We start from the raw sequence: 19,665 nt of genomic DNA, 5'->3' as shown, positions 1-19,665 counted from the left end.
GGCCCACCCAAGGATTGGAAGGCACGACCATGGCGGGACCCGTCCTGGAAATGCGCTCGATCGTCAAGACCTTCCCCGGTGTCAAAGCGCTGTCGGACGTCACGCTGACCGTTCACCAGGGCGAGGTCCACGCCATCTGCGGCGAGAACGGCGCCGGCAAGTCGACCCTGATGAAGGTGCTCTCCGGCGTCCATCCGCACGGCAGTTACGAGGGGGACATCCTCTTCGAGGGGGAGACCTGCCGGTTCAAGGACATCCGGGCGAGCGAACAGCACGGCATCGTGATCATCCACCAGGAGCTGGCGCTGGTGCCGTACCTCTCCATCGCGGAGAACATCTTCCTCGGCAACGAGCACGCCAAGCGCGGGCTGATCAACTGGCACGACACCCTCAGGCACGCCACCGAACTGCTGCGCCGCGTCGGGCTCGACGAGCACCCGGAGACCCGGGTCGCCGACATCGGCGTGGGCAAGCAGCAGCTGGTGGAGATCGCCAAGGCGCTGTCGAAGAAGGTGAAGCTGCTCATCCTCGACGAGCCGACGGCGGCGCTCAACGACGAGGACAGCGGCAAACTCCTCGACCTGATCCTTCAGTTGAAGGAACAGGGGATGACCTCGATCATCATCTCCCACAAGCTCAACGAGATCCGCCGGGTCGCCGACTCGGTCACGATCATCCGCGACGGGCGCTCCATCGAGACGCTCGACGTGAAGGCGGCGGAGACCACCGAGGACCGGATCATCAGCGGGATGGTCGGCCGCGACCTGGAGAACCGCTTCCCGGAGCGGACCCCGCACCAGCCGGAGGAGGGCGCCGCGCCCGCCCTGGAGATCCGCAACTGGACCGTCCACCACCCCATCGACCAGCAGCGCAAGGTCGTCGACGACGTGTCGGTCGAGGTCCGGCGCGGGGAGATCGTCGGCATCGCCGGTCTCATGGGCGCCGGCCGCACGGAGCTGGCGATGAGCGTGTTCGGCCGCACCTACGGCCGGTACACGGGCGGCACGGTCCTGCGCGACGGCAGGGAGATCCGCACCAAGACCGTCCCGGAGGCGGTCGGGCACGGCATCGCGTACGTCACCGAGGACCGCAAGCACTACGGCCTCAACCTCATCGACACCATCAACCGGAACATCTCGCTGACCGCGCTGGGCAAGGTCGCCAAACGGGGTGTCGTCGACGAGCACGGGGAACGGCAGGTCGCCGAGGGCTTCCGCACCTCCATGAACATCAAGGCGCCGACCGTCTTCGAGCCGGTGGGCAAGTTGTCCGGCGGCAACCAGCAGAAGGTCGTCCTCAGCAAGTGGATCTTCGCGGGTCCCGAGGTGCTGATCCTGGACGAGCCCACGCGCGGCATCGACGTGGGCGCCAAGTACGAGATCTACACGGTCATCGACCAGCTGGCCGCCCAGGGCAAGGCGGTCGTCTTCATCTCCTCCGAACTGCCGGAGCTGCTCGGCATGTGCGACCGCATCTACACGATGGCCGCCGGAAGGCTCACCGGTGAGTTCTCACGGGCCGAGGCGTCGCAGGAAGCGCTGATGCGTCAGATGACGAAGGACAAAGAGGTAACCCGATGAGCACGGACGTGACCGCCAAGACCCCGGCCCCCGCACCACCGGGCAAGGGCGCTTCCGCCGACGGGGGCGGCCTGCTGCAGCTGATGCTCGACGGCATGCGCCGCAACATGCGCCAGTACGGCATGCTGATCGCCCTCGGCCTGATCGTGGCACTGTTCGCCGTCTGGTCGAACGGGGACCTGCTGCTGCCGCGCAACGTCTCCAACCTGGTGCTGCAGAACAGCTACATCCTGATCCTCGCGATCGGCATGATGCTCGTCATCATCGCGGGCCACATCGACCTGTCGGTCGGCTCGCTGACGGCGTTCATCGGCGCGACGGCCGCCGTGCTGATGGTCGAGCACGATCTGTCCTGGCCGCTCGCGGTGGTGCTGTGCCTGGCCATCGGCGCGCTCGCGGGAGCCGTGCAGGGGTTCTTCATCGCCTATCTCGGCATACCGTCGTTCATCGTGACCCTCGCGGGCATGCTGCTCTTCCGCGGTCTGACGGAGATCTTCCTGAAGGGCCAGACGCTCGGCCCCTTCCCGAAGGACCTCCAGAAGATCGCCAACGGCTTCCTGCCCGAGGTCGGCCCGAACACCAACTACCACAACCTCACCCTGCTGCTCGGATTCGCTCTGATCGCCTTCGTGGTCTACCAGGAGGTGCGCGACCGGGGGCGCCAGCAGGAGTTCTCCCTGGACGTGCTCCCCGCCAAGCTGTTCCTGCTCAAGCTGGTCGCGCTGGTCGCCGCCGTCCTCGTGGTCACGCTGCTGCTGGCCAGCTACAAGGGCGCCCCGATCGTGCTGCTCATCCTGGGCGTGCTCGTCGTCGGCTTCGGCTATCTGATGCGCAACGCGATCATCGGCCGCCACATCTACGCCATCGGCGGCAACCTGCCCGCGGCCAAGCTGTCGGGTGTGAAGGACAAGAAGGTCACCTTCCTGGTCTTCCTGAACATGGGCATGCTGGCGGCCCTGGCGGGTCTCGTCTTCGCCTCCCGCTTCAACGCGGCCTCGCCCAAGGCCGGCCTCAACTTCGAGCTGGAGGCCATCGCGGCCTCGTTCATCGGCGGCGCGTCGATGAGCGGCGGCGTCGGCACGGTCCTCGGCGCGATCATCGGCGGTCTGGTCCTGGGCGTGCTGAACAACGGTATGAACCTCGTCGGCATCGGCACGGACTGGCAGCAGGTCATCAAGGGCCTGGTCCTGCTGGCCGCGGTCGGGTTCGACGTGTGGAACAAGCGCAAGGTCGGTTCGTAGTCACTCCGGGCCCCGCCCCATCCGGGCGGGGCCCGCTTCTTTCCACGGAAGTACAGGAGCCGCAATGGAACTGAGCAGACGCACGGTCATGGCATCGGCCGCGGCCGCCGGCATCGCCGCCACCACGCTCGGCGGCACGGCACATGCCACGGGAGGCAGGAAGCCTGTGAAGGAGCTCTTCGGCACGCTCGCCGACGGCACGAAGGTGTACCGCTGGTCGCTGGAGAACGGCGGCACGCGGATGAAGGTGCTGTCGTACGGCGGTGTCGTGCAGTCCCTGGAGATCCCCGACCGCCGCGGCCGGTACGCGAACGTCTCCCTGGGCTTCGACGACCTCGAGGACTACGTGGCCCGCAGCCCGCACTTCGGCGCCCTGATCGGCCGCTACGGCAACCGCATCGCCAAGGGCCGCTTCACCCTGGACGGCAAGCAGTACCAGCTCTCGGTCAACGACGGCGAGAACTCCCTGCACGGCGGCGCCCTGGGCTTCGACTACCGGGTGTGGGACGTCGAGCCGTTCACCCGGGGCTCCGACGTGGGCCTGGTCCTGCACTACACCAGCCTCGACGGCGAGATGGGCTACCCGGGCACGCTCCGGGCGACGGTGACGTACACGCTCACCCGGCGCGGTGAGTGGCGCATCGACTACGAGGCCACCACCGACAAGGCCACCGTCGTCAACCTCACCAGCCATGTCTACTGGAACCTGGCCGGCGAGGGCAGCGGCACGATCGAGGACCACGAGCTGTCGATCGCCGCCTCCCGGTTCACGCCCACCGACGCCGGGCTGATCCCCACCGGCGAGCTGGCGAAGGTCGCGGGCACCCCGTTCGACTTCCGCCGCGCCAAGCCGATCGGCCGGGACATCCGGGCCGGCCACCCGCAGCTGGTCACCGCCAAGGGCTTCGACCACAACTGGGTGCTGGACAAGGGCGTCACCGAGCGCCCCGAGCACATCGCCACCCTGCGCGACGGCGCCTCCGGCCGCACCCTGCGCATCGCCACCGACCAGCCGGGGCTCCAGTTCTACTCGGGCAACTTCCTCGACGGCACCCTGACCGGCCCCGGCGGCTCCGTCTACCGGCAGGGCGACGCGCTGTGCCTGGAGACCCAGCACTTCCCGGACTCGCCGAACCAGCCGTCGTTCCCGTCGACCGTGCTGCGCCCGGGGCAGACGTACCGGACGACGACGGTGCACTCGTTCGACGCGTGAGCCGTGACGTCGTGACGTCGTGACGTCGACGTCGTGGTGTCGTGGCGTCGGCGTCGTGGCGTCGTGAGGGCACACTTTCTTCACACGAGTTGAACGGCGTCCCGTCCGTCTCCGTATACAGGTGCGGCCCGCGTTCCCCCGCGCGGGCCGCTCACCCACGGAGGCACCTTTGTCCGGCAACGTCACCTCGTTGTTCCGCAGCACCGCGGCGCACAGCCCCTCGATGGCGGCGCTGACGCGGGAGAGCGGCGACGGGTCGGGCGGGCCGGTGGACTTCTGCATCCCCTGCAACCCGTACTTCCCCACCCCGGCGATGTTCGACGAGATGGCCTCCCGGCTGCGGGAGATCATCACGTACTACCCGAGCGGCGCCGACACCATCACGGCCGAGCTGTGCGGCCTGCTCCGCCTGCCGCCGCAGTGCGTGGCGATGGGCAACGGCTCCACCGAGCTGATCACCTGGATCGATCACCTCCTGGTCCGCGACTCCCTCGCCGTCCCCGTCCCCACCTTCGGCCGCTGGACCGACCAGCCCATGGAGACCGGCAAGCGGGTCGACATGTTCCCGCTCCAGGAGTCCAGCGGCTTCGCCCTCGACCTCGGGCAGTACGCCGAGTTCGTCCGGGCGAGGGGGACGCGCACGGTGGTGGTCTGCAACCCCAACAACCCCGACGGCGGCTACCAGCACAAGCAGGCGCTCGTGCAGTTCATGGACGCGATGGCCGACCGGGACCTGGTGGTGATCGACGAGTCCTTCCTGGAGTTCGCCGACGCGGAGGCGGAGCCCAGCGTGGTCCAGGAGGCGATGCTGCGGCCCAACGTCGTCGTGCTGCGCAGCCTCGGCAAGAACTTCGGACTGCACGGCATCCGCTTCGGCTATCTGGTCGCCAACCCGGCGCTCGCCGGACGGGTGCGCGCCATGCTCCCCAAGTGGAACCTCAACTCCTTCGCGGAGCACGTGGTGTTCATGCTGCGCGACCACGGCCCCGAGTACGCGCAGAGCCTGCACCAGGTCCGCCGCGACCGGCTGGAGATGGCCGGTCTGCTGTCGGCGCTGCCCGGTCTGACCGTCTACCCCTCCCAGGGCAACTTCCTCTTCGTCCGGCTTCCCGTGGGCGCCGAAGGCACCGTGGTCCGGGACCGCATGCTCACCGAGCACCGGGTCCTGGTCCGTGAGTGCGGCAACAAGATCGGCTCCTCCAGCCGCTTCCTGCGTCTCGTGGTGCGCCCCCAGGTGGACGTGCGTCGCCTGGTGTCCGGCCTGGAACAGGTGCTCTACGGGACCGGGAGGGGAGCCGCCGTGCCCGGGCCGGCCACAGGGACCGGCTACAGCCCGGGCACGGCGGCGATCGACCGGCTGATGAGCGAGACCAACGGGGCGGGCCTGCGGCAGCTCGCCGCTCCGGCCGCCGGCACCGGCATGCCGCTCCCCGCCGCGGTCCCCGTCGCCCCCGCGGCGGCGGACCCCGGCTCGACGCCGGTACCGGCGGTGCCTCAGCAGGTGCCGCAGCAGGTGCCGTTCCCGCAGCCGACGGCGCCGTATCCCCAGCCGGTGCCGGTCCCCCAGCCGGCACCGGTGCCGCAGCCCACGCCGTTCCCGCAGCCCACGCCCGTACCGGCGCCCGCACCCGCACCGGCCGCCGCCGGGTATCCCGTGCCCACCGGCCCCACCCCGCCCGGCGTCCCGGCCCGCGGGGGCCTGACGGCCGCCCAGGTCCGGGGCACCAACGGCCTGGACCCGGTCCCGGCGACGGGCCGTTCGGGGCCGCAGCAGGCGTGGCCGAACGCGGCGGGCATGGGCCGCACCGGCTGACCCCCGCACCGCCGGGCCGCGGATGACGCCCCGGTGAATTCCCGGCGGACGGTCGGCGCATCCCCCGCCGGCCGTCCCTCCCTCCGGTCACCATGGCCTCCCCGCTGTCCGCCGTCGCGTCCTGGAGCCGGTGAATGAACGGAGTTTCGTGGGAATCGGTGATCGCCGTGCTCGGCCTCGCCGTGCCCGTGGCCGCCGCCCTGTGGGAGTTCTTCCTCGCGGGCCGCAAACGGCTCGGCTACCGCGTGCAGATGGACACCACCGCCCGCGACTCGGCCACCTCGTCCGGCCCGGCGGCCGGGATCCTGCGGCGGCTCCAGTGGGACGGCTCCGAGCTGCGCGACCCCTCGGTCGTGCTGCTGCGCATCGAGAACGTGGGCTGGACGCCGATCGTCGAGGACGACTACGTGGCCCCCGCCAACGACCCGGTGGGCATACGCGTGGCGTTCCCGGGCCGCCGCGTCGTCGGCATGGTCGTGACGGAGTGCAGCCACACCGTGCTGCGCGACTTCTTCGCGCCGGGAACGCCGGGCCTCGGCTCCACGGACGGTGTCATCAGGCTGCCCAAGGTCAAGCTCAACCGCCGGGCGCACTACAAGGTGCTGGCGGTCCTGGACCGCGTACCGGAGTTCACCGACGCCGACTTCCCCGGCCCGGAGGTCACCGCGGGCGTCGTCGGCGGGGTGCGCGGCGGGACCATCAAGAAGACCGAGTACTACCCCTTCGCCTCCCGCCCGGTGCGCTGGCTGCTCGCCGTCCTCGTGCTGGTGAGCGTCACCCAGTCCGTGTCCGTCTTCGCCCGGGACGACGAACCGCGGGCGGCGCCGCTGGACTGCGCCGCCGGGACGCTGCACCTGTCGGGCTCCACCGCCTTCCAGCCGGTCCTGGAGCAGGCGGCGAAGCAGTACACGAAGACCTGCCCCGACGCCCGGATCCCGCTGACCGACGACTCCTTCAAGGGCAGCGTCCCCGGTCTGGACGCCCTCGCGGCGGCGGGACGCAAGGCGGCGCCGGAGGAGGGCCTGGGCGACCGGCTGTCCTTCAGCGACGGCCCCAAGTCCGACGGCCGCACCCAGCTGCTGCCCCGTCCCGTCGCCCTGTCCCTGTTCACCCTCGTCGTGAACCGGGACGCCGGGGTGCGGGACCTGTCGCTGGACCAGGTGCGGCGCATCTACGCGGGCGAGATCACCAACTGGAGCCAGGTGAAGGGCAACGACCTGCCGGTCCAGCTCGTCAGCCGCAACCCCGGCTCCGGCACCCGGACCACGCTCCAGAAGCAGGTGCTGGCCGGCCGGCCGCTGCTCGCGACGACCGCCAACGACTGCAACAGCCTGGACACCCGCGGGCCGGGCCGCTGCGAGGTGGGCGCCACGCCGACCCTGCTGGACACCGTGGCCTCCACACCGGGAGCCCTCGGCCACAGCGAGGTCGGCGCCGCCACCGCCCGCGACGACGTGCGGCTGGTCCGCATCGACGGCTACCCGGCGACCCTCGAGGGTGCCGACGAGGGCGCGTACCCGTACTGGGAGACCGAGATCGCCTACACCTACGGGGAACCCCCGGCGGACTCGGTCGCCGCGGGATTCCTGCGCTACCTCGCCAACGAGGTCGGCAAGGACGTCATCCGGTCCAAGGGCCACCGCCCCTGCGCGGAACTGGACAAGCCCCTGCTGTGCCGGCCGGGCGGGACGTGACCCGTCGGGTCAGGACTCCGGGCACTCCTTCCACGCCAGGTGGTAGACGGTGCTGATGTCGCCGTCCGTCGAGTCCATCGTCATGAAGCTGACCTGGTCCCGGTCCGTCCCGGCGCTCACCCGCAGTTCCGTGTTGACGTTGAAGTTGCGCTGGACCCCGCAGGGCGCCCAGACCAGCTGGGCCCAGTCGGTGGAGTCGGTGGCCTGCCAGTTGTCGTCGTAGGGGCCGTTGAACGGGTGGCTGCGGTACTCCGTGTTCGGGGAGCCCTGGAAGTAGTACGAGGCCCGCTGGGTGCCCTTGGCGCCCGGCTGGAGCGCGGCGAAGCCGCGGTAGTCGACGCTCGCGACGGCGTAGGTGAAGCCCTGCGGGACGTGGACGAGCAGGTTGAGCTGGCAGTTCTTGCGGTACGCGGTGGGCGCCGAGTCGCCGCCCGCCTGGGCCAGGTAGTCGCTGTAGGTGACGGTGAAGGCCGTGTTGTCCTCGGAGACGGCGACGGCGGTCGTGCCCTGGGGGCAGCCGGAGCCGTTCACCGTGGCGACCTTGATGACGATCTTGTCCGGGGGCGGGTCCTCGAACCCGCCGGAGGACGGGTGCTGCGCGGGCAGCGCGGAGGTGAGGAGCGCGGCGATCGTGCCGCTCAGGAGCAGGCCGGTGGCCATGGGTCTCCCATCCGGTCGGTGGGGGGTGGAAGCGGAACGGGAACTGGTTGAATGTGTGCGCCATGTGAATGGTCGTGCACATGTCATCCACAGGGCGGTCGCATCGTAAGCGGAGCCCGTTCGCCCCGGACAGGTGGAACTCCGGCCAAAAGCGGGGCCCGTCAGGGGGGTCTAAGGGTTCTCCCACGCCGCCGGTTCCGCCGCCAGCCGCCGCACCGGGTCCGGCAGCGCGCCGGCGGCCAGGTCCGCGATGGTCACGCCCTCCAGGATCCGGCGGACATTGGCGCGCAGCGCCACCCACAGCGGCAGCAGCGGCCCCGCCGTGCCCGTGTACACGAGGCCCGTCGGACGCTCGCCGCGCACCGAGACGATCGGGCCGTCCACCGCCCGGATGACGTCCGCGACCGTGACCTCGGCCGCCTCGCGCGCCAGCCGGTACCCGCCGCCCCCGCCCCGCCGGCTCTCCACGATGCCGCCCCGGCGCAGGTCTCCGAGGATGCCCTCCAGGAACTTGTGCGGGATGTCCTGGGCGGTGGCGACCTCCTCCGCCTTCACGGGGTGCTCGCCCTGCCGGACGGCCAGTTCCAGCACCGCCCGTACCGCGTAGTCCGCCCGTGCCGAGATCCTCATGCGTCCATTGTGCGGGGCGTTGTGGACAATGGGCCCGGCACAGGTGACCCGGCGGTCTCACCGGCACCGGCGGTACAGGCAACAGGAGAGGCTCCCTTGGAGCTCAGCAGACGAGTTTTCAGCGCCCTCGCGGGCACCGGCGTCCTCGGTCTCGCCCTCGGCGGCAGCGTGGGCGGCGGGGCGGTGCCGGCCTCCGGCGCGCCCGGCGACGCGTCCACCGGGCCGCGGCCCGCGCCGCCCGGCGCCGACGGGGTGCGCCACCGGGTCGCCTTCGACCGGCACTCCCTGCTGGTCGACGGCAGACGCCTCGTGCTGTGGGCCGGCGAGCTGCACCCCTTCCGGCTGCCGAGCCCGTCGCTGTGGCGGGACGTGCTCCAGAAGATGCGGGCGTCGGGCTTCAACGCGGTCGAGGTGCCCCTCGCCTGGCACCAGCACTCCCCCGCCCCGGGACGGTACGACTTCACCGGCGTCCGCGACCTGGACCTGTTCCTGCGCACCGCCGCCGAGACCGGTCTGTACGTCGTCCTGCGGCCGGGCCCGCGCATCGTCGCGGACGTCGACGCCGGCGGCCTGCCGGGCTGGCTGACGGCGGCCGGGGCGGACGCCCGGAGTGCGGATCCGGCGTATCTGCGGCACGCCGACGAGTGGCTGGGCCACGTGAACGCCGTCGCCGCCCGGCACCAGTACACCCGGGGCACCGGCACGGTCCTCCTCTACCGGGCCGACGCCCCGCAGCACGGCCTGCTCGGCCACCTGGAGGCGAGGCTCCGCGCGGACGGCATCGACGTCCCCCTCCTCCACGACGGCACCCCGCTCGCCCTCGGGGAGACACGGCGGACCGCGGACGCGGCCGAGGCCCGGCGGGTCCACCTCACCGACCTCGCGCGGGGCGTCACGCTGCACAGCACCGGCCCGGTGTTCGGCGGGACCTCGTGGGGCTGGCTGGCCGCGCCGTCGGCGCCCGCCCCCGCGTACGACCCCGCGGCGCCGATCGACGAGGCGCGCAGGCCCACGGAGCGGCTCGCCCCGCTCCACCAGATCGGGCACCTGCTGCGCCATGTCCCCGACCTGGCGCGGCTGGAGCCGGCGCCCGCCGTCCCGGCCGGCGACCCCCGGCTCCAGGTGCGCCACCTGACCAACCCGGACACCGGCACGCAGGTGTACGTCCTGCGCAACGACTCGGCCGCGGACGTGAGGTCCACCCTCCCGCTGAACGGGACGGACGTCCGGGTCTCCGTGCCCGCGCGGGACGCCAGGCTGCTCGCCGCCGGCCTCGACCTGGGCGGGGGGCGCAAGCTGGCCCACGCCACCGTGCAGCCCCTGCTCACCATGAGCGTCGGACGGCTGGACATCGCCGCCTTCGTGGGCCGCACCGGCGAGACGGCGCAGGTCGTGCTGGACTGCCCGGAGGAGCCCTGGCCCACCCGGCTGGACGCGGAGGCGGCCTGGGCGTACGACAAGGACAAGCTGCACGTGACGGTGCCGCTCGGGGCGGACGGCCTGGCCCGGGTGCGGGTGCGCAGCGCCGGCTCCGACCGCACCCTGCTGCTCCTCTTCGCCGACGACGCCGTCTCCCTGCGGCTGTGGCCCTTCGACACCCCGACCGGCAAGGGGCTCGTGTACGGCCCGACGCTGCTGCGCGACGCCGTCCTGGACGGCCACACGGTGCGGCTGACCGGGGACACGGCCGACGTGTACGGGCTGGAGGTGTGGGCGCCGCGCGGCATCACCGACGTCACCTGGAACGGCCGCGCGGTCGCCACGTCGGCCGGCCGGGACGGGGGCCTGGGGACCAGGCGTCCGCTGCCCGGCCCGCCGAGGCTGGTGCTGCCCGCGCTCGACGGCTGGCGGTGCCGGAGGGAGAACCCGGAGGCAGAGCCCGGTTACGACGACTCGGGCTGGACGGTCGCCGACCGCCGCATCTCGTACAGCACGACGCCGGTGCCCGACGAGCAGCCGGTGCTCTTCGCCGACGACTACGGCTTCCACTACGGCGACGTCTGGTACCGGGGCCGGCTCACCGGCGCCGCCGGGCTGGAGTCCGTCTCCCTCGCCTACGGCACGGGCGCCCGCGGGATGCTCATGGCCTGGCTGGACGGGGAGCCGCTGGGCACCCACGAGGTGGACCGGGAGGACGGGAAGGGCACGTGGTCCGGCACGGCCGGCTTCCTGCTGCCGCGGAGGCTGCGCGCACGGCTGCGCGAGCGGGCGGCGGCCGGACAGCCGCACACGCCCGTGCTGTCCGTCCTGGTCCGGCGCACCCAGCACGCCGAGGACGACTACCGGGCGGCCCGCGGGCTCACGTCGGTCACCTTCGGGGGCGTCTCCCCGGAGGTGCGCTGGCGGCTGCGCGGCGCCACGGCCCCCGACCCGGTGCGCGGGCCGCTCAACCACGGCGGCCTGTACGGCGAGCGGAAGGGCTGGCACCTGCCCGGGTACGACGACGGCGGCTGGGAGTCGGTGTCGCTGCCGCGCGCGGACCGGCGGCAGGGCGTCACGTGGTACCGGACGACGTTCCGGCTGGACGTCCCGCCGGAGGCGGACGCCTCGGTGGGGCTGACGTTCGACGACGCCCCGGACGGCGGCCACCGCGTCCAGGTCTTCCTGAACGGCTGGAACATGGGCGAGTACGCGGGAGGCGACGCCCGGCGCACCCTAGCGCTGCCGGGTGGCATCCTGCGCACGCGCGCCGCCGCCAACACCCTCGCCCTGGCGGTGCTGGCCGGCGGCGGCACGCCCGCGGGGCCGGGGGCCGTGCGGCTCACCCTGCTGGGCGGCGCGGCCGGAGGGGTGCCGGTGACACCGGTCGCCTCCCCCGGCCGCCGGAAGGCGTGACGCCGAGGCCTGCGCAAGGGTCCTGACGCCGGGTCAGGCGAGGCGGATCACGTTCCAGGACAGCGGCTCCAGGACGGCGGTCAGTCCACCGTCCCTCAGGGCGGTGCCCTCGACCGCGTGCGGGACGACCCGGTCGGGCTCGGCGAGGGTGTTGCGGGCGTCGGGGTCGGCGTCCGCGAGGGCGCTGTGCTCGACGACCTCGGTCAGGTCGAGGCCGTTCAGGGCGACGTCGAGGGGCAGCGGCTCGGTGCGGGAGCGGTTGACCGCGAAGACGGTGACGGTGCCGTCCTCGGCGCGCACGGCGGTGGCGTGCAGGAGGTCGGCCTCGCCGTACTTCGCCGTGTCGTACGTCGGGGAGTCCACGCGGACGTCGAGGACCTCGCCGCGGCCGTGCTTCGAGGCCTGGGAGAAGGGGAAGAAGGTGGTCTGGCGCCAGGCCGGGCCGCCCGGCTCGGTCATGATCGGGGCGATGACGTTGACCAGCTGGGCGAGGCAGGCCACGGTGACGCGGTCGGCGTGCCGCAGCAGGGCGATGAGGAGCGAGCCGAGGACGACGGCGTCGGTGACGCTGTAGTTGTCCTCCAGCAGCCGCGGCGCCTCGGGCCAGTCCAGGGCGCTGACCTCGGCCTGGGTCTTCGCCATGTACCAGACGTTCCACTCGTCGAAGGAGAGGTTGATCTTCTTCTTCGACTTGAGGCGGGCGCCGACGTGGTCGCAGGTGGCGACGACGTTCTCGATGAAGGACTCCATGTCCACGGCGGAGGCCAGGAAGGAGTCCACGTCGCCGTCGAGCGGCTCGTAGTAGGCGTGCAGGGAGACGTAGTCGACGAGGTCGTACGTCTCCTGGAGGACCGTCGCCTCCCACGCGGCGAAGGTCTCCATGGCCTGGCTGGAGGAGCCGCAGGCGACGAGTTCGACGTCCGGGTCGATCTGGCGCATGGCGCGGGCCGTCTCGGCGGCGACGCGGCCGTACTCCTCGGCGGTCTTGTGGCCGGTCTGCCAGGGGCCGTCCATCTCGTTGCCCAGGCACCAGAGCCGGATGCCGAAGGGGTCCTTGTCGCCGTGCTCGGCGCGCAGGTCCGACAGGGCCGTGCCACAGGGGTGGTTGGCGTACTCCTGGAGTTCGAGGGCCTCGGCGACGCCTCGGGTGCCGAGGTTGACGGCCATCATGGGCTCGGCCCGGGGGCCGATCTTCTTGAGGAAGGCGATGTACTCGGAGAGGCCGAAGCGGTTGGTCTCGGTGGAGCGCCAGGCCAGGTCCAGGCGGCGCGGGCGGTCCTCCACCGGGCCGACCGAGTCCTCCCACTTGTAGCCGGAGACGAAGTTGCCGCCGGGGTAGCGGACGGCGGTCACACCGAGCTCGCGGACCAGGTCCAGCACGTCCTGGCGCAGGCCCTCGGCGTCCGCGGTGGGGTGGCCCGGTTCGAAGACGCCGGTGTACACGCAGCGTCCGAGGTGTTCGACGAAGGAGCCGAAGAGGCGGGGGCTGACGGCGCCGACGGTGAAGGCGGGGTCGAGGGTGAAGCGGGCGGGGCGCATCTTTTCCTTTCGGGGGGTGACTTGTCCTCGTAGGGGCTCTCTACTGGCCGGCCAGACCCGTGTGGGCGACGCCCGCCACGATCTGGCGCTGGAAGAAGACGAAGACGACGATCAGCGGCAGGCCCGCCATCAGACCGCCGGCCATGAGCTGGGCCCACTGGATGCCGTAGGAGTTCATGACGGTCGCGATGCCGTTCGGCATGGTCATCAGGTCGGGGTCGTTGGTGACCATGTAGGGCCACAGGAAGTTGTTCCAGGAGCTGATGAAGGTGAAGATGCCGACCGCCGCGAGCGAGGGGCGGGAGAGCGGCACGATGATCGTGAAGAAGACGCGCCAGCGGCCGGCGCCGTCGATGAAGGCGGCCTCCTCCAGTTCGCGCGGGATGCCCTGGAAGAACTTGTAGAGGATGTAGACCATCGCGGCGGGCGCGCACTGCGGCAGGATCATGCCCCAGTAGGTGTCGACCATCCCCATCTGCTGGACGGTGGTGAACAGCGGGACGCCGAGCACGGCCGGGGAGACCATCAGGCCGGCCATCACGACGCCCATCAGGACGCCCTTGCCGCGGAACTCGGTGCGGGCGAAGCCGTATCCGGCGAGCGCGGCGACCAGCATCACGACCGTCGTCACGCACACGGACACGACCAGCGAGTTGACGAACCAGTTGGTGATGTTGCCGGTCTCGAACAGGGCCGACCAGGCCTGGCCGGTCCAGTCGTGCGGCAGCCAGTGCGTGGGCACCTCGACCGCCTCGGTCTCCGACTTGAGCGAGGTGAACAGGGCCCAGGCGAGCGGGGCGAGGAACACCGCGGAGACGGCGGTGCCGAGCAGGGTGAGCACGACCTGGCCGGGTGTCCACCCCCGGCGGGTGCGGATCGGCGGTGCGGCGGTGGTCATCGGCCGCCCTCCTCACGGTTGCGCAGCAGCCACATCCGGGCGAGGGCGACGGCCGCGATGAGCACGAAGAAGATGATGGAGATGGCGGAGGCGTAGCCCACGCGGTAGCTGGTGAAGCCCTGTTCGAGCGTGTACTGCACGAAGGTGCGGGTCGAGTTCTCCGGGCCGGGCCCGAAGTCCTGCATGACGACGGCCTGGTCGAAGACCTGGAGCGAGGCGAGGATCTGCAGCGCGACGACGAGGCCGGTGATGTTGCGCAGCATCGGCAGCGTGATGTGGACGGTGCGGTGCCACGCGTTCGCGCCGTCGAGCTCGGCTGCCTCGTACAGGTGGGCGGGGATGCCCTGGAGCGCGGCGAGGTAGAGCAGGAAGCTGAAGCCGACGGTCCACCACAGCGTGGTGATGACGACGGCGAGCATGGCGTACGACTTGTCGGTCAGCCAGGGCGTCTCGATGCCGAGGACGTGGTTGACCATGCCGGTGCCCGGGTTGAACAGCCACTGCCACAGATTGGCGGCGACGGTGGACGGCAGCAGGAACGGCAGGAAGAAGCAGAGCCGCCACAGCCACTTGCCGCGCTCGATGTGGTGGGCCAGCATCGCGAGGAGGAAGGCGAGGACGGTGATGCAGGGCACGACGAGCAGCGTGAAGTAGGCGCTGTGGCCGAGCGCGTCCCACATCAGGGGGTCCTGGAGGGCCTCGCGGTAGTTGTCGAGGCCGATGAAGCTCGCGCTGTCGCCGGAGATGTTGGCGTCGGTGAAGCTCAGGTAGAGGCCGCGCAGCAGCGGCCATATCACGAACAGGGCGAAGAGGGCGAGGAACGGGGCGACGAACCAGCCGCCGTGCTGGAAGCCCTGCTTTCGGCGGACGGCGGAACTGTCGGCGGCGGTCCCGGCGCGGGCCGGGCGGATGACGGCCCCGGCGTTGGTCGTCGTCATGCGGCGGCACCTCCCTGCGCGGCGGTCCTGCCGTCCATGGGGTTCTTCGACGCGAGGAGCCGGGTGAGTTCGCTCCTCATCCGGCGCGCCGCGGCGTCCGGCTTGGCGGAGCCCATCGTCGAGGAGACGACGACCGGGCCGATGCGCTGGGCGAGGATGCCGGTGGAGCCGGCGAACCACACCTTGGGCTCGGTGGCCTGGTGGTCCATGGCCGAGACGTACTCGTTCTGCGGCTGAAGTTCCCGGTACGCGGCGGTGGACAGGGTTGGCGTGTAGGCGGGGATGTGCCCGCCGGCCGCCCACTGCCTGGCGTGCTTGACGACGTAGGCGGCGAGCCGGTGCGCGCCCTCGTTGGTGGCGCCGCCGCGGTCGGCCTGGTGCGGCAGGACGAAGGAGTGGGACTCGGCGTGGGTGGCGCGCCGGCCGAAGACGGGCGGCAGCGGAGTGGCGCCGTAGTCGAGCTTCGCGGCGTCGAAGACCGGCACGGACCAGTTGCCCTCCCAGGCGAACGGGGAGCCGTTGACGAACTGTTCGGCACCGGCTCCGCCGCCGAAGGAGGGGTTGGCGTACCCGTCGGCGACGTGCTTGCGCAGGAACTCCAGGACCTGGACGGCCTTGTCGGTGTCGAAGGTGACCTCGGTCCTGGCGTCGTTGAACCAGGTGCCGCCGAGCTGGGTGTAGAAGGCGACGAAGAACCACCACTGGAAGTTCTGGTCGTTGTGCCACAGGCCGATCGTCTGCAGCCCCTTCGCGGTGGCCTTCCTGGCCTCCTTGAGCACGTCGAACCACTCTTCGGTGGAGTCGACCGGCACGATCCGGCCGTCCTCGCCGAGCAGGCCCGCCTTCTTCAGCACGTCCTTGCGGTAGAAGCAGAGCTGGACGTGGATGTCGAGCGGCAGCGCGTAGAGCTTGCCGTCGATGACGGCGCGCTTCCACAACTCCGGGTTGAAGTCCTGCTCGCGCACGCCGTACTTGGCGAGCAGGGCGGGGTCCCAGGGGTCGAGGAGGCGGCCGGGCGAGAAGCCGGTGACGCGGCCGAGGTGCATGACGCCGAGGTCCGGCGCGCGGTTGCCGGCCGCCGCCATGGCGAGCTTGGTGTAGAAGGGGCTGCCCCACTGGAGGGTGGAGTCCTGCACGTCGATGCCGGGGTTGTCCTTACGGAAGGAGTCCAGCATCGCGATCATGTTGTAGCCGTCGCCGCCGCTGAACAGGTTCCAGTAGCGCACCCGGGTGCCGGCGCCGGAGGCCAGGGCGTCGGCGCCCGTGCCGAGGGCCGCGAAGCCGAAGCTGCCCGCGACCGTCAGGCCGCCCGCCGCGGCCAGAAAGTGCCTGCGATCCAGGCCAGGTCGTCCCATGCCCTGCCCCATCTGTTGGTGACGTACCGAGGCGCGAAGGGAGAGCACCCCTGCATGTTCGAGATTTCGAATCACGCTCGTAACTTCGAACGGGAACGTAAGGTGGGAGCGCGCACACGTCAATAAGTCGCGCAGGACTTTCGGGCGGCGGCGGTCTTTTCACAGGGAACGGCCGCATCGTCGGCCGGAGGTGGCTGAGCGGGCCGGAGTCTTGGCATATTGCTCGAGTGGACCGCGCGGCACGCCCGCAAGCGGAACGGGACCCGAGAGGAGAACGGTGCGCACGAGCAGGCAGATGCGTCGCCTCGCCGACGCGCTGATCGACCCCATCCGCATCCCGGTACCCGCGGATCCGGAGGCCCTGTTCGAGGCGCTCGTCGCGTCCGTCTCCGCATGGCGGGGGCGCGAGATCGTGGTGCGCCGGGAGACCTTTCCGCCGGGCACCGCCAGCGGGTTGTGGCTGGAGGCCGGGACGTACGACGTCGTCGTGGTCGACCGGCGGGCCGCGGTGTGGCACCAGATCGTGATCCTGTGCCACGAGGTCTGGCACATGTGCCGGCACGCCGAGGAAGCGGAAGCGGAACCGTCCCCGGCCGGGGACGGCCGGCTCCGACCCGTCGCCGCGCGCACCGACTTCAGCCTGACCGAGGAGCAGGAGGCCGACCGCTTCGGCATGCTGATGGGTCGCCGGCTGCGGGGCTGGCTGGAGGCCCCGCGGGACTCCGTCTACGCGGCGGGCGACGACGCCGCCGAGGGCCTGGCGGGACGCATCGGCGCCGCGCTCAACTACCGGGGCCCGCACCGGTGAACGGCCTGGCCAACTACGTCAGCTGCGCCGTGCTGTGGCTCGGCCTGGCGACCAGGGCCCCCGACCTGGTGCGGCACCGGCACGATCCCTATCTGCGCTCCCTGTGCGCCGTGCTGGGGCTGGCCGGCCTCTGCTTCCTCCTCGGCGCCCCGCCGACCGTCGGCGCCGTCAACCGGCTCAGCGGCGTCCCGAACCTGGCCGCGCCGCTCACGTACGCGTCGATCACCGCGTACGGCGCCGCCGCGCAGGTGCTGATCGTCCACTGGCGCGGCGGGCGCCGGGTGCGCGTCGTCGCCCGATGCTGGATCCTCGCGTACGCGTTCGTCGTCCTCGGCATCGCGGCCGCCTTCGCGCTGGGCGACGCGCCTGTGGAGCGCCGCACCGACCTGGACGCCTACTACGCGACGACGCCGTACATCGGCCAGATGATCGTGCTGTACCTGGCCGGGCATCTCACCGCCGTCACGGTCACCACCGTGTCGGCGCTGCGCTGGGCCCGGCGGGTGCGCGGCCCGCTGCGGGTGGGGCTGACCGTCCTGGGGGCCGGCTCGCTGTGCAACGCCGGGTACAGCGTGGCCAAGCTGGCGGCGGTGGCCGCCCGCTGGAGCGGCCGGGACTGGCCGGTGCTGGTCACCGGCATCTCCCCGGCGGCGGCCGCGGTGAGCGCCGTCCTGACGGTCGCCGGGATCCTGATCCCGCTGGCCGCCCCGCGGGCCGCCGAGTGGCGGCGGGCGGCACGGACGTACGCGCGGCTGGCGCCGCTGGAGCGGGTACTCGACGACGTCCTCGTCCGGCGCTCGCTGCGGCTGCCGCGGCCGTGCCTGTCCTCCCCCGCGACCCGGCTGGTGTGGCGGCAGACCAGCATCCACAACGCGCTGAGCCATCTCGCCCCGCACCTCGACGGCGCCCTGTACGACCGCACCCGCGAGGCCGTGCTGCGGACCGGCGGCGACCGCGAGCGGGCCGAGGCGCGGGCATGGGCGGTGACCGTGGCCTCGGCGGCACGGGACACGGAACTCTGGGACACTCCCCCGGGCGGCGCGTACGGCGGCCTCCGCCCCGACGTGTCCGGCCTGCTGCCCGACCGGCTGCCCGGACCGGACGCGCTGGTGCGCATCGCCGACGCGCTGACCGGCGCCCGCCCCGTCGCCCCGGCCCGGGAGCACGGCGCGACGGCCACGACGGGCGGGGTATGAACGGGGAGGGTGTGGACAGGGCGCGAGTGAACCGGGCGCCGAGCGAACGGAGTTCTCCGGCATGAGTCTCGTCGTGTACCTGGCGGCCGGGGTGTTCGGGCTGTCCTGCCTGGTGCTGCTGCGCCGGCCGCGCGGCCCGGTGCGCAGCCCGCTGACCCTGGCCACCTGCGCGGCGATCGTCCTCGGCTCCCTGGTCTTCGTCTGTGCGGCCCCGCTGACCCTCGCCGCCGTCAACGACCTCACGGGTGTACCGAACTTCGGTGCGCCGCTGACGTACGGGATGCTGTCGGCCTACAGCTGCTCGCTGCTCGTCCTGCTGGTCAACTGGCGGGGCGGTTCGCGGGCCCGGGTCCGGCGCCGGGTGCTGCGCTGCATGGCCGCGTACACGCTGCTGATCGTCGCGCTCGTCGTGCTGTTCGTGCTGGCCGACGCGCGCACGGAGCGGCTGACAGACCTGGACACGTACTACGCCGGCACCCCGTACATGCGCGAGATGATCCTGCTGTACCTGCTGGGGCACAGCGCCGCGACGCTGGTGATGTGCGCCGTGTGCGTCCGGTGGCTGCGGGAGGTCGACGGGCTGCTGCGGACCGGGCTGCGGCTGATCCTGGCCGGCAGCCTGCTGGACGTGGTCGGCTTCCAGCTGACCAAGTACACGGCGGTCGCGGCCCGTTGGTACGGCCACGACCTGGACTTCCTGTCCACCACGCTCGCCCCGCCCATGGCCTCGCTCGGCGCGCTGACCTGCTCCGCCGGTTTCGTGCTGCCGCGGCTGCTGCCGGCGGTGGTCGCCCAGTGGCGGGGCCTGGCCGACTACCGCGGGCTCGGCCCGCTGTGGGCGCTGCTGCGGTTCGTGCCGACCGCCCCGAAGCCGCCGGCGCCCTGGTGGCAGCTGCCCCGCGAGCGGCTCCAGTGGCGCGAGGTGTCCATCCACGACGCGCTGCTCGCCCTCGCCCCGTACTTCGACGACCGGGTGCGGGAGCGGGAACGGGACGCCGCCCTGCGCGCGGGCCGCCCCGCCCACCAGGCCCGGCTGGCCGCGGAGGCGGCGATGCTCGCGGACGCCGCGCGCCGCGCCGCCGCGCGGGAGGCGCCCCTGGACACGCCGAGCGGCTACCGGCTGCACGCCACGGAGGTCTCCGGGCCGGGCGGGCTGGTGGAGCTGGCCAGGACGCTGGCGGCCTCCACGGCCGGCGACGCCGGGTGTGACGGTACGGTGAGGGCCGCCCACGGCTGGACCCACGGCTGAACGCGTCCGCGACCGG

15 protein-coding genes are annotated in these 19,665 nt (G+C 72.0%); 9 read left to right on the top strand and 6 right to left on the bottom strand.

Annotation, left to right across the window (positions count from 1 at the left end; genetic code table 11):
* The first annotated feature begins 29 nt into the window (after positions 1-29).
* From mmsA to AB0E77_RS02725, 5 genes are all read left to right on the top strand, one after another.
* On the top strand, positions 30-1,580 hold the full coding sequence (mmsA, locus tag AB0E77_RS02745) for a multiple monosaccharide ABC transporter ATP-binding protein (protein WP_361564518.1): 1,551 nt from the start codon (positions 30-32) through the stop codon (positions 1,578-1,580).
* Positions 1,577-2,821, top strand: a complete 1,245-nt coding sequence (gene mmsB / locus AB0E77_RS02740; RefSeq protein WP_361564515.1) for a multiple monosaccharide ABC transporter permease — start codon at positions 1,577-1,579, stop codon at positions 2,819-2,821. Before mmsA ends, mmsB begins: the two co-directional genes overlap by 4 nt.
* 64 nt (positions 2,822-2,885) lie before the next feature.
* On the top strand, positions 2,886-4,034 hold the full coding sequence (locus tag AB0E77_RS02735) for an aldose epimerase family protein (protein ID WP_361564513.1): 1,149 nt from the start codon (positions 2,886-2,888) through the stop codon (positions 4,032-4,034).
* 169 nt (positions 4,035-4,203) lie between these two features.
* Positions 4,204-5,847, top strand: coding sequence for a histidinol-phosphate transaminase (locus AB0E77_RS02730; protein ID WP_361564511.1), 1,644 nt, complete (start codon positions 4,204-4,206; stop codon positions 5,845-5,847).
* Positions 5,848-5,981: 134 nt separating this feature from the next.
* Positions 5,982-7,541 carry a substrate-binding domain-containing protein gene (locus AB0E77_RS02725; protein ID WP_361564508.1) on the top strand — a complete coding sequence of 520 codons (1,560 nt, stop codon included), beginning with the start codon at positions 5,982-5,984 and terminating at the stop codon, positions 7,539-7,541.
* A gap of 9 nt (positions 7,542-7,550) precedes the next feature.
* Here AB0E77_RS02725 and AB0E77_RS02720 read toward each other — a convergent pair whose 3' ends face one another.
* Together AB0E77_RS02720 and AB0E77_RS02715 are read right to left on the bottom strand one after the other, a co-directional pair.
* Entirely contained in the window at positions 7,551-8,201 is a 651-nt protein-coding gene (locus AB0E77_RS02720) for a DUF4360 domain-containing protein (RefSeq protein WP_361564506.1), read from the bottom strand.
* Between the two features lie 171 nt (positions 8,202-8,372).
* Positions 8,373-8,831 carry an Rrf2 family transcriptional regulator gene (locus tag AB0E77_RS02715; protein ID WP_361564504.1) on the bottom strand — a complete coding sequence of 153 codons (459 nt, stop codon included), beginning with the start codon at positions 8,829-8,831 and terminating at the stop codon, positions 8,373-8,375.
* 96 nt (positions 8,832-8,927) lie between these two features.
* On the opposite strand from AB0E77_RS02715, the gene AB0E77_RS02710 reads away from it, so the two are divergent.
* The gene (locus tag AB0E77_RS02710) at positions 8,928-11,666 is read left to right on the top strand and encodes a beta-galactosidase (protein ID WP_361564501.1); all 2,739 of its coding nucleotides are present in this window, start codon (positions 8,928-8,930) and stop codon (positions 11,664-11,666) included.
* Positions 11,667-11,699: 33 nt separating this feature from the next.
* Here the strand turns inward: AB0E77_RS02710 and AB0E77_RS02705 are convergent, their stop codons facing one another.
* Genes AB0E77_RS02705 through AB0E77_RS02690 form a run of 4 tightly spaced genes read right to left on the bottom strand, consistent with a single transcriptional unit; the run spans position 11,700 to position 16,396 of the window.
* Positions 11,700-13,205, bottom strand: a complete 1,506-nt coding sequence (locus AB0E77_RS02705; protein ID WP_361564499.1) for an alpha-N-arabinofuranosidase — start codon at positions 13,203-13,205, stop codon at positions 11,700-11,702.
* Between the two features lie 40 nt (positions 13,206-13,245).
* Positions 13,246-14,103 carry a carbohydrate ABC transporter permease gene (locus tag AB0E77_RS02700; RefSeq protein ID WP_361564496.1) on the bottom strand — a complete coding sequence of 286 codons (858 nt, stop codon included), beginning with the start codon at positions 14,101-14,103 and terminating at the stop codon, positions 13,246-13,248.
* Entirely contained in the window at positions 14,100-15,041 is a 942-nt protein-coding gene (locus AB0E77_RS02695; protein ID WP_361564493.1) for a sugar ABC transporter permease, read from the bottom strand. The genes AB0E77_RS02700 and AB0E77_RS02695 overlap by 4 nt, the downstream gene beginning before the upstream one ends.
* A complete protein-coding gene (locus AB0E77_RS02690; RefSeq protein ID WP_361564490.1) occupies positions 15,038-16,396 on the bottom strand; it encodes an extracellular solute-binding protein in 1,359 nt (452 codons plus the stop codon). Before AB0E77_RS02690 ends, AB0E77_RS02695 begins: the two co-directional genes overlap by 4 nt.
* A 277-nt stretch (positions 16,397-16,673) precedes the next feature.
* On the opposite strand from AB0E77_RS02690, the gene AB0E77_RS02685 reads away from it, so the two are divergent.
* The 3 genes from AB0E77_RS02685 (at position 16,674) to AB0E77_RS02675 (ending at position 19,649) form a co-directional block, all read left to right on the top strand.
* Positions 16,674-17,204: a toxin gene (locus AB0E77_RS02685; protein WP_361564488.1), complete on the top strand. Its 531-nt coding sequence runs from the start codon at positions 16,674-16,676 to the stop codon at positions 17,202-17,204.
* A complete protein-coding gene (locus AB0E77_RS02680; protein ID WP_361564485.1) occupies positions 17,201-18,400 on the top strand; it encodes an MAB_1171c family putative transporter in 1,200 nt (399 codons plus the stop codon). The genes AB0E77_RS02685 and AB0E77_RS02680 overlap by 4 nt, the downstream gene beginning before the upstream one ends.
* Positions 18,401-18,461: 61 nt before the next feature.
* Complete coding sequence (locus AB0E77_RS02675; protein WP_361564483.1) at positions 18,462-19,649, top strand: MAB_1171c family putative transporter; 1,188 nt, start codon at positions 18,462-18,464, stop codon at positions 19,647-19,649.
* Positions 19,650-19,665 lie beyond the last annotated feature (16 nt).

The organism is Streptomyces sp. NPDC032940 (assembly GCF_040636935.1).
Lineage (GTDB): Bacteria > Actinomycetota > Actinomycetes > Streptomycetales > Streptomycetaceae > Streptomyces.
Note: the sequence above shows the minus strand (reverse complement) of the source record. Positions and strands in the feature narration are given on the sequence as shown.

Bases quoted from the DNA above. Each gene is read 5' to 3' on its own strand.
- mmsA (WP_361564518.1), top strand. From the start codon at position 30: ATGGCGGGACCCGTCCTGGAAATGCGCTCGATCGTCAAGACCTTCCCC.
- mmsB (WP_361564515.1), top strand. From the start codon at position 1,577: ATGAGCACGGACGTGACCGCCAAGACCCCGGCCCCCGCACCACCGGGC.
- AB0E77_RS02735 (WP_361564513.1), top strand. From the start codon at position 2,886: ATGGAACTGAGCAGACGCACGGTCATGGCATCGGCCGCGGCCGCCGGC.
- AB0E77_RS02725 (WP_361564508.1), top strand. From the start codon at position 5,982: ATGAACGGAGTTTCGTGGGAATCGGTGATCGCCGTGCTCGGCCTCGCC.
- AB0E77_RS02720 (WP_361564506.1), bottom strand. From the start codon at position 8,201: ATGGCCACCGGCCTGCTCCTGAGCGGCACGATCGCCGCGCTCCTCACC.
- AB0E77_RS02715 (WP_361564504.1), bottom strand. From the start codon at position 8,831: ATGAGGATCTCGGCACGGGCGGACTACGCGGTACGGGCGGTGCTGGAA.
- AB0E77_RS02705 (WP_361564499.1), bottom strand. From the start codon at position 13,205: ATGCGCCCCGCCCGCTTCACCCTCGACCCCGCCTTCACCGTCGGCGCC.
- AB0E77_RS02700 (WP_361564496.1), bottom strand. From the start codon at position 14,103: ATGACCACCGCCGCACCGCCGATCCGCACCCGCCGGGGGTGGACACCC.
- AB0E77_RS02695 (WP_361564493.1), bottom strand. From the start codon at position 15,041: ATGACGACGACCAACGCCGGGGCCGTCATCCGCCCGGCCCGCGCCGGG.
- AB0E77_RS02690 (WP_361564490.1), bottom strand. From the start codon at position 16,396: ATGGGACGACCTGGCCTGGATCGCAGGCACTTTCTGGCCGCGGCGGGC.
- AB0E77_RS02675 (WP_361564483.1), top strand. From the start codon at position 18,462: ATGAGTCTCGTCGTGTACCTGGCGGCCGGGGTGTTCGGGCTGTCCTGC.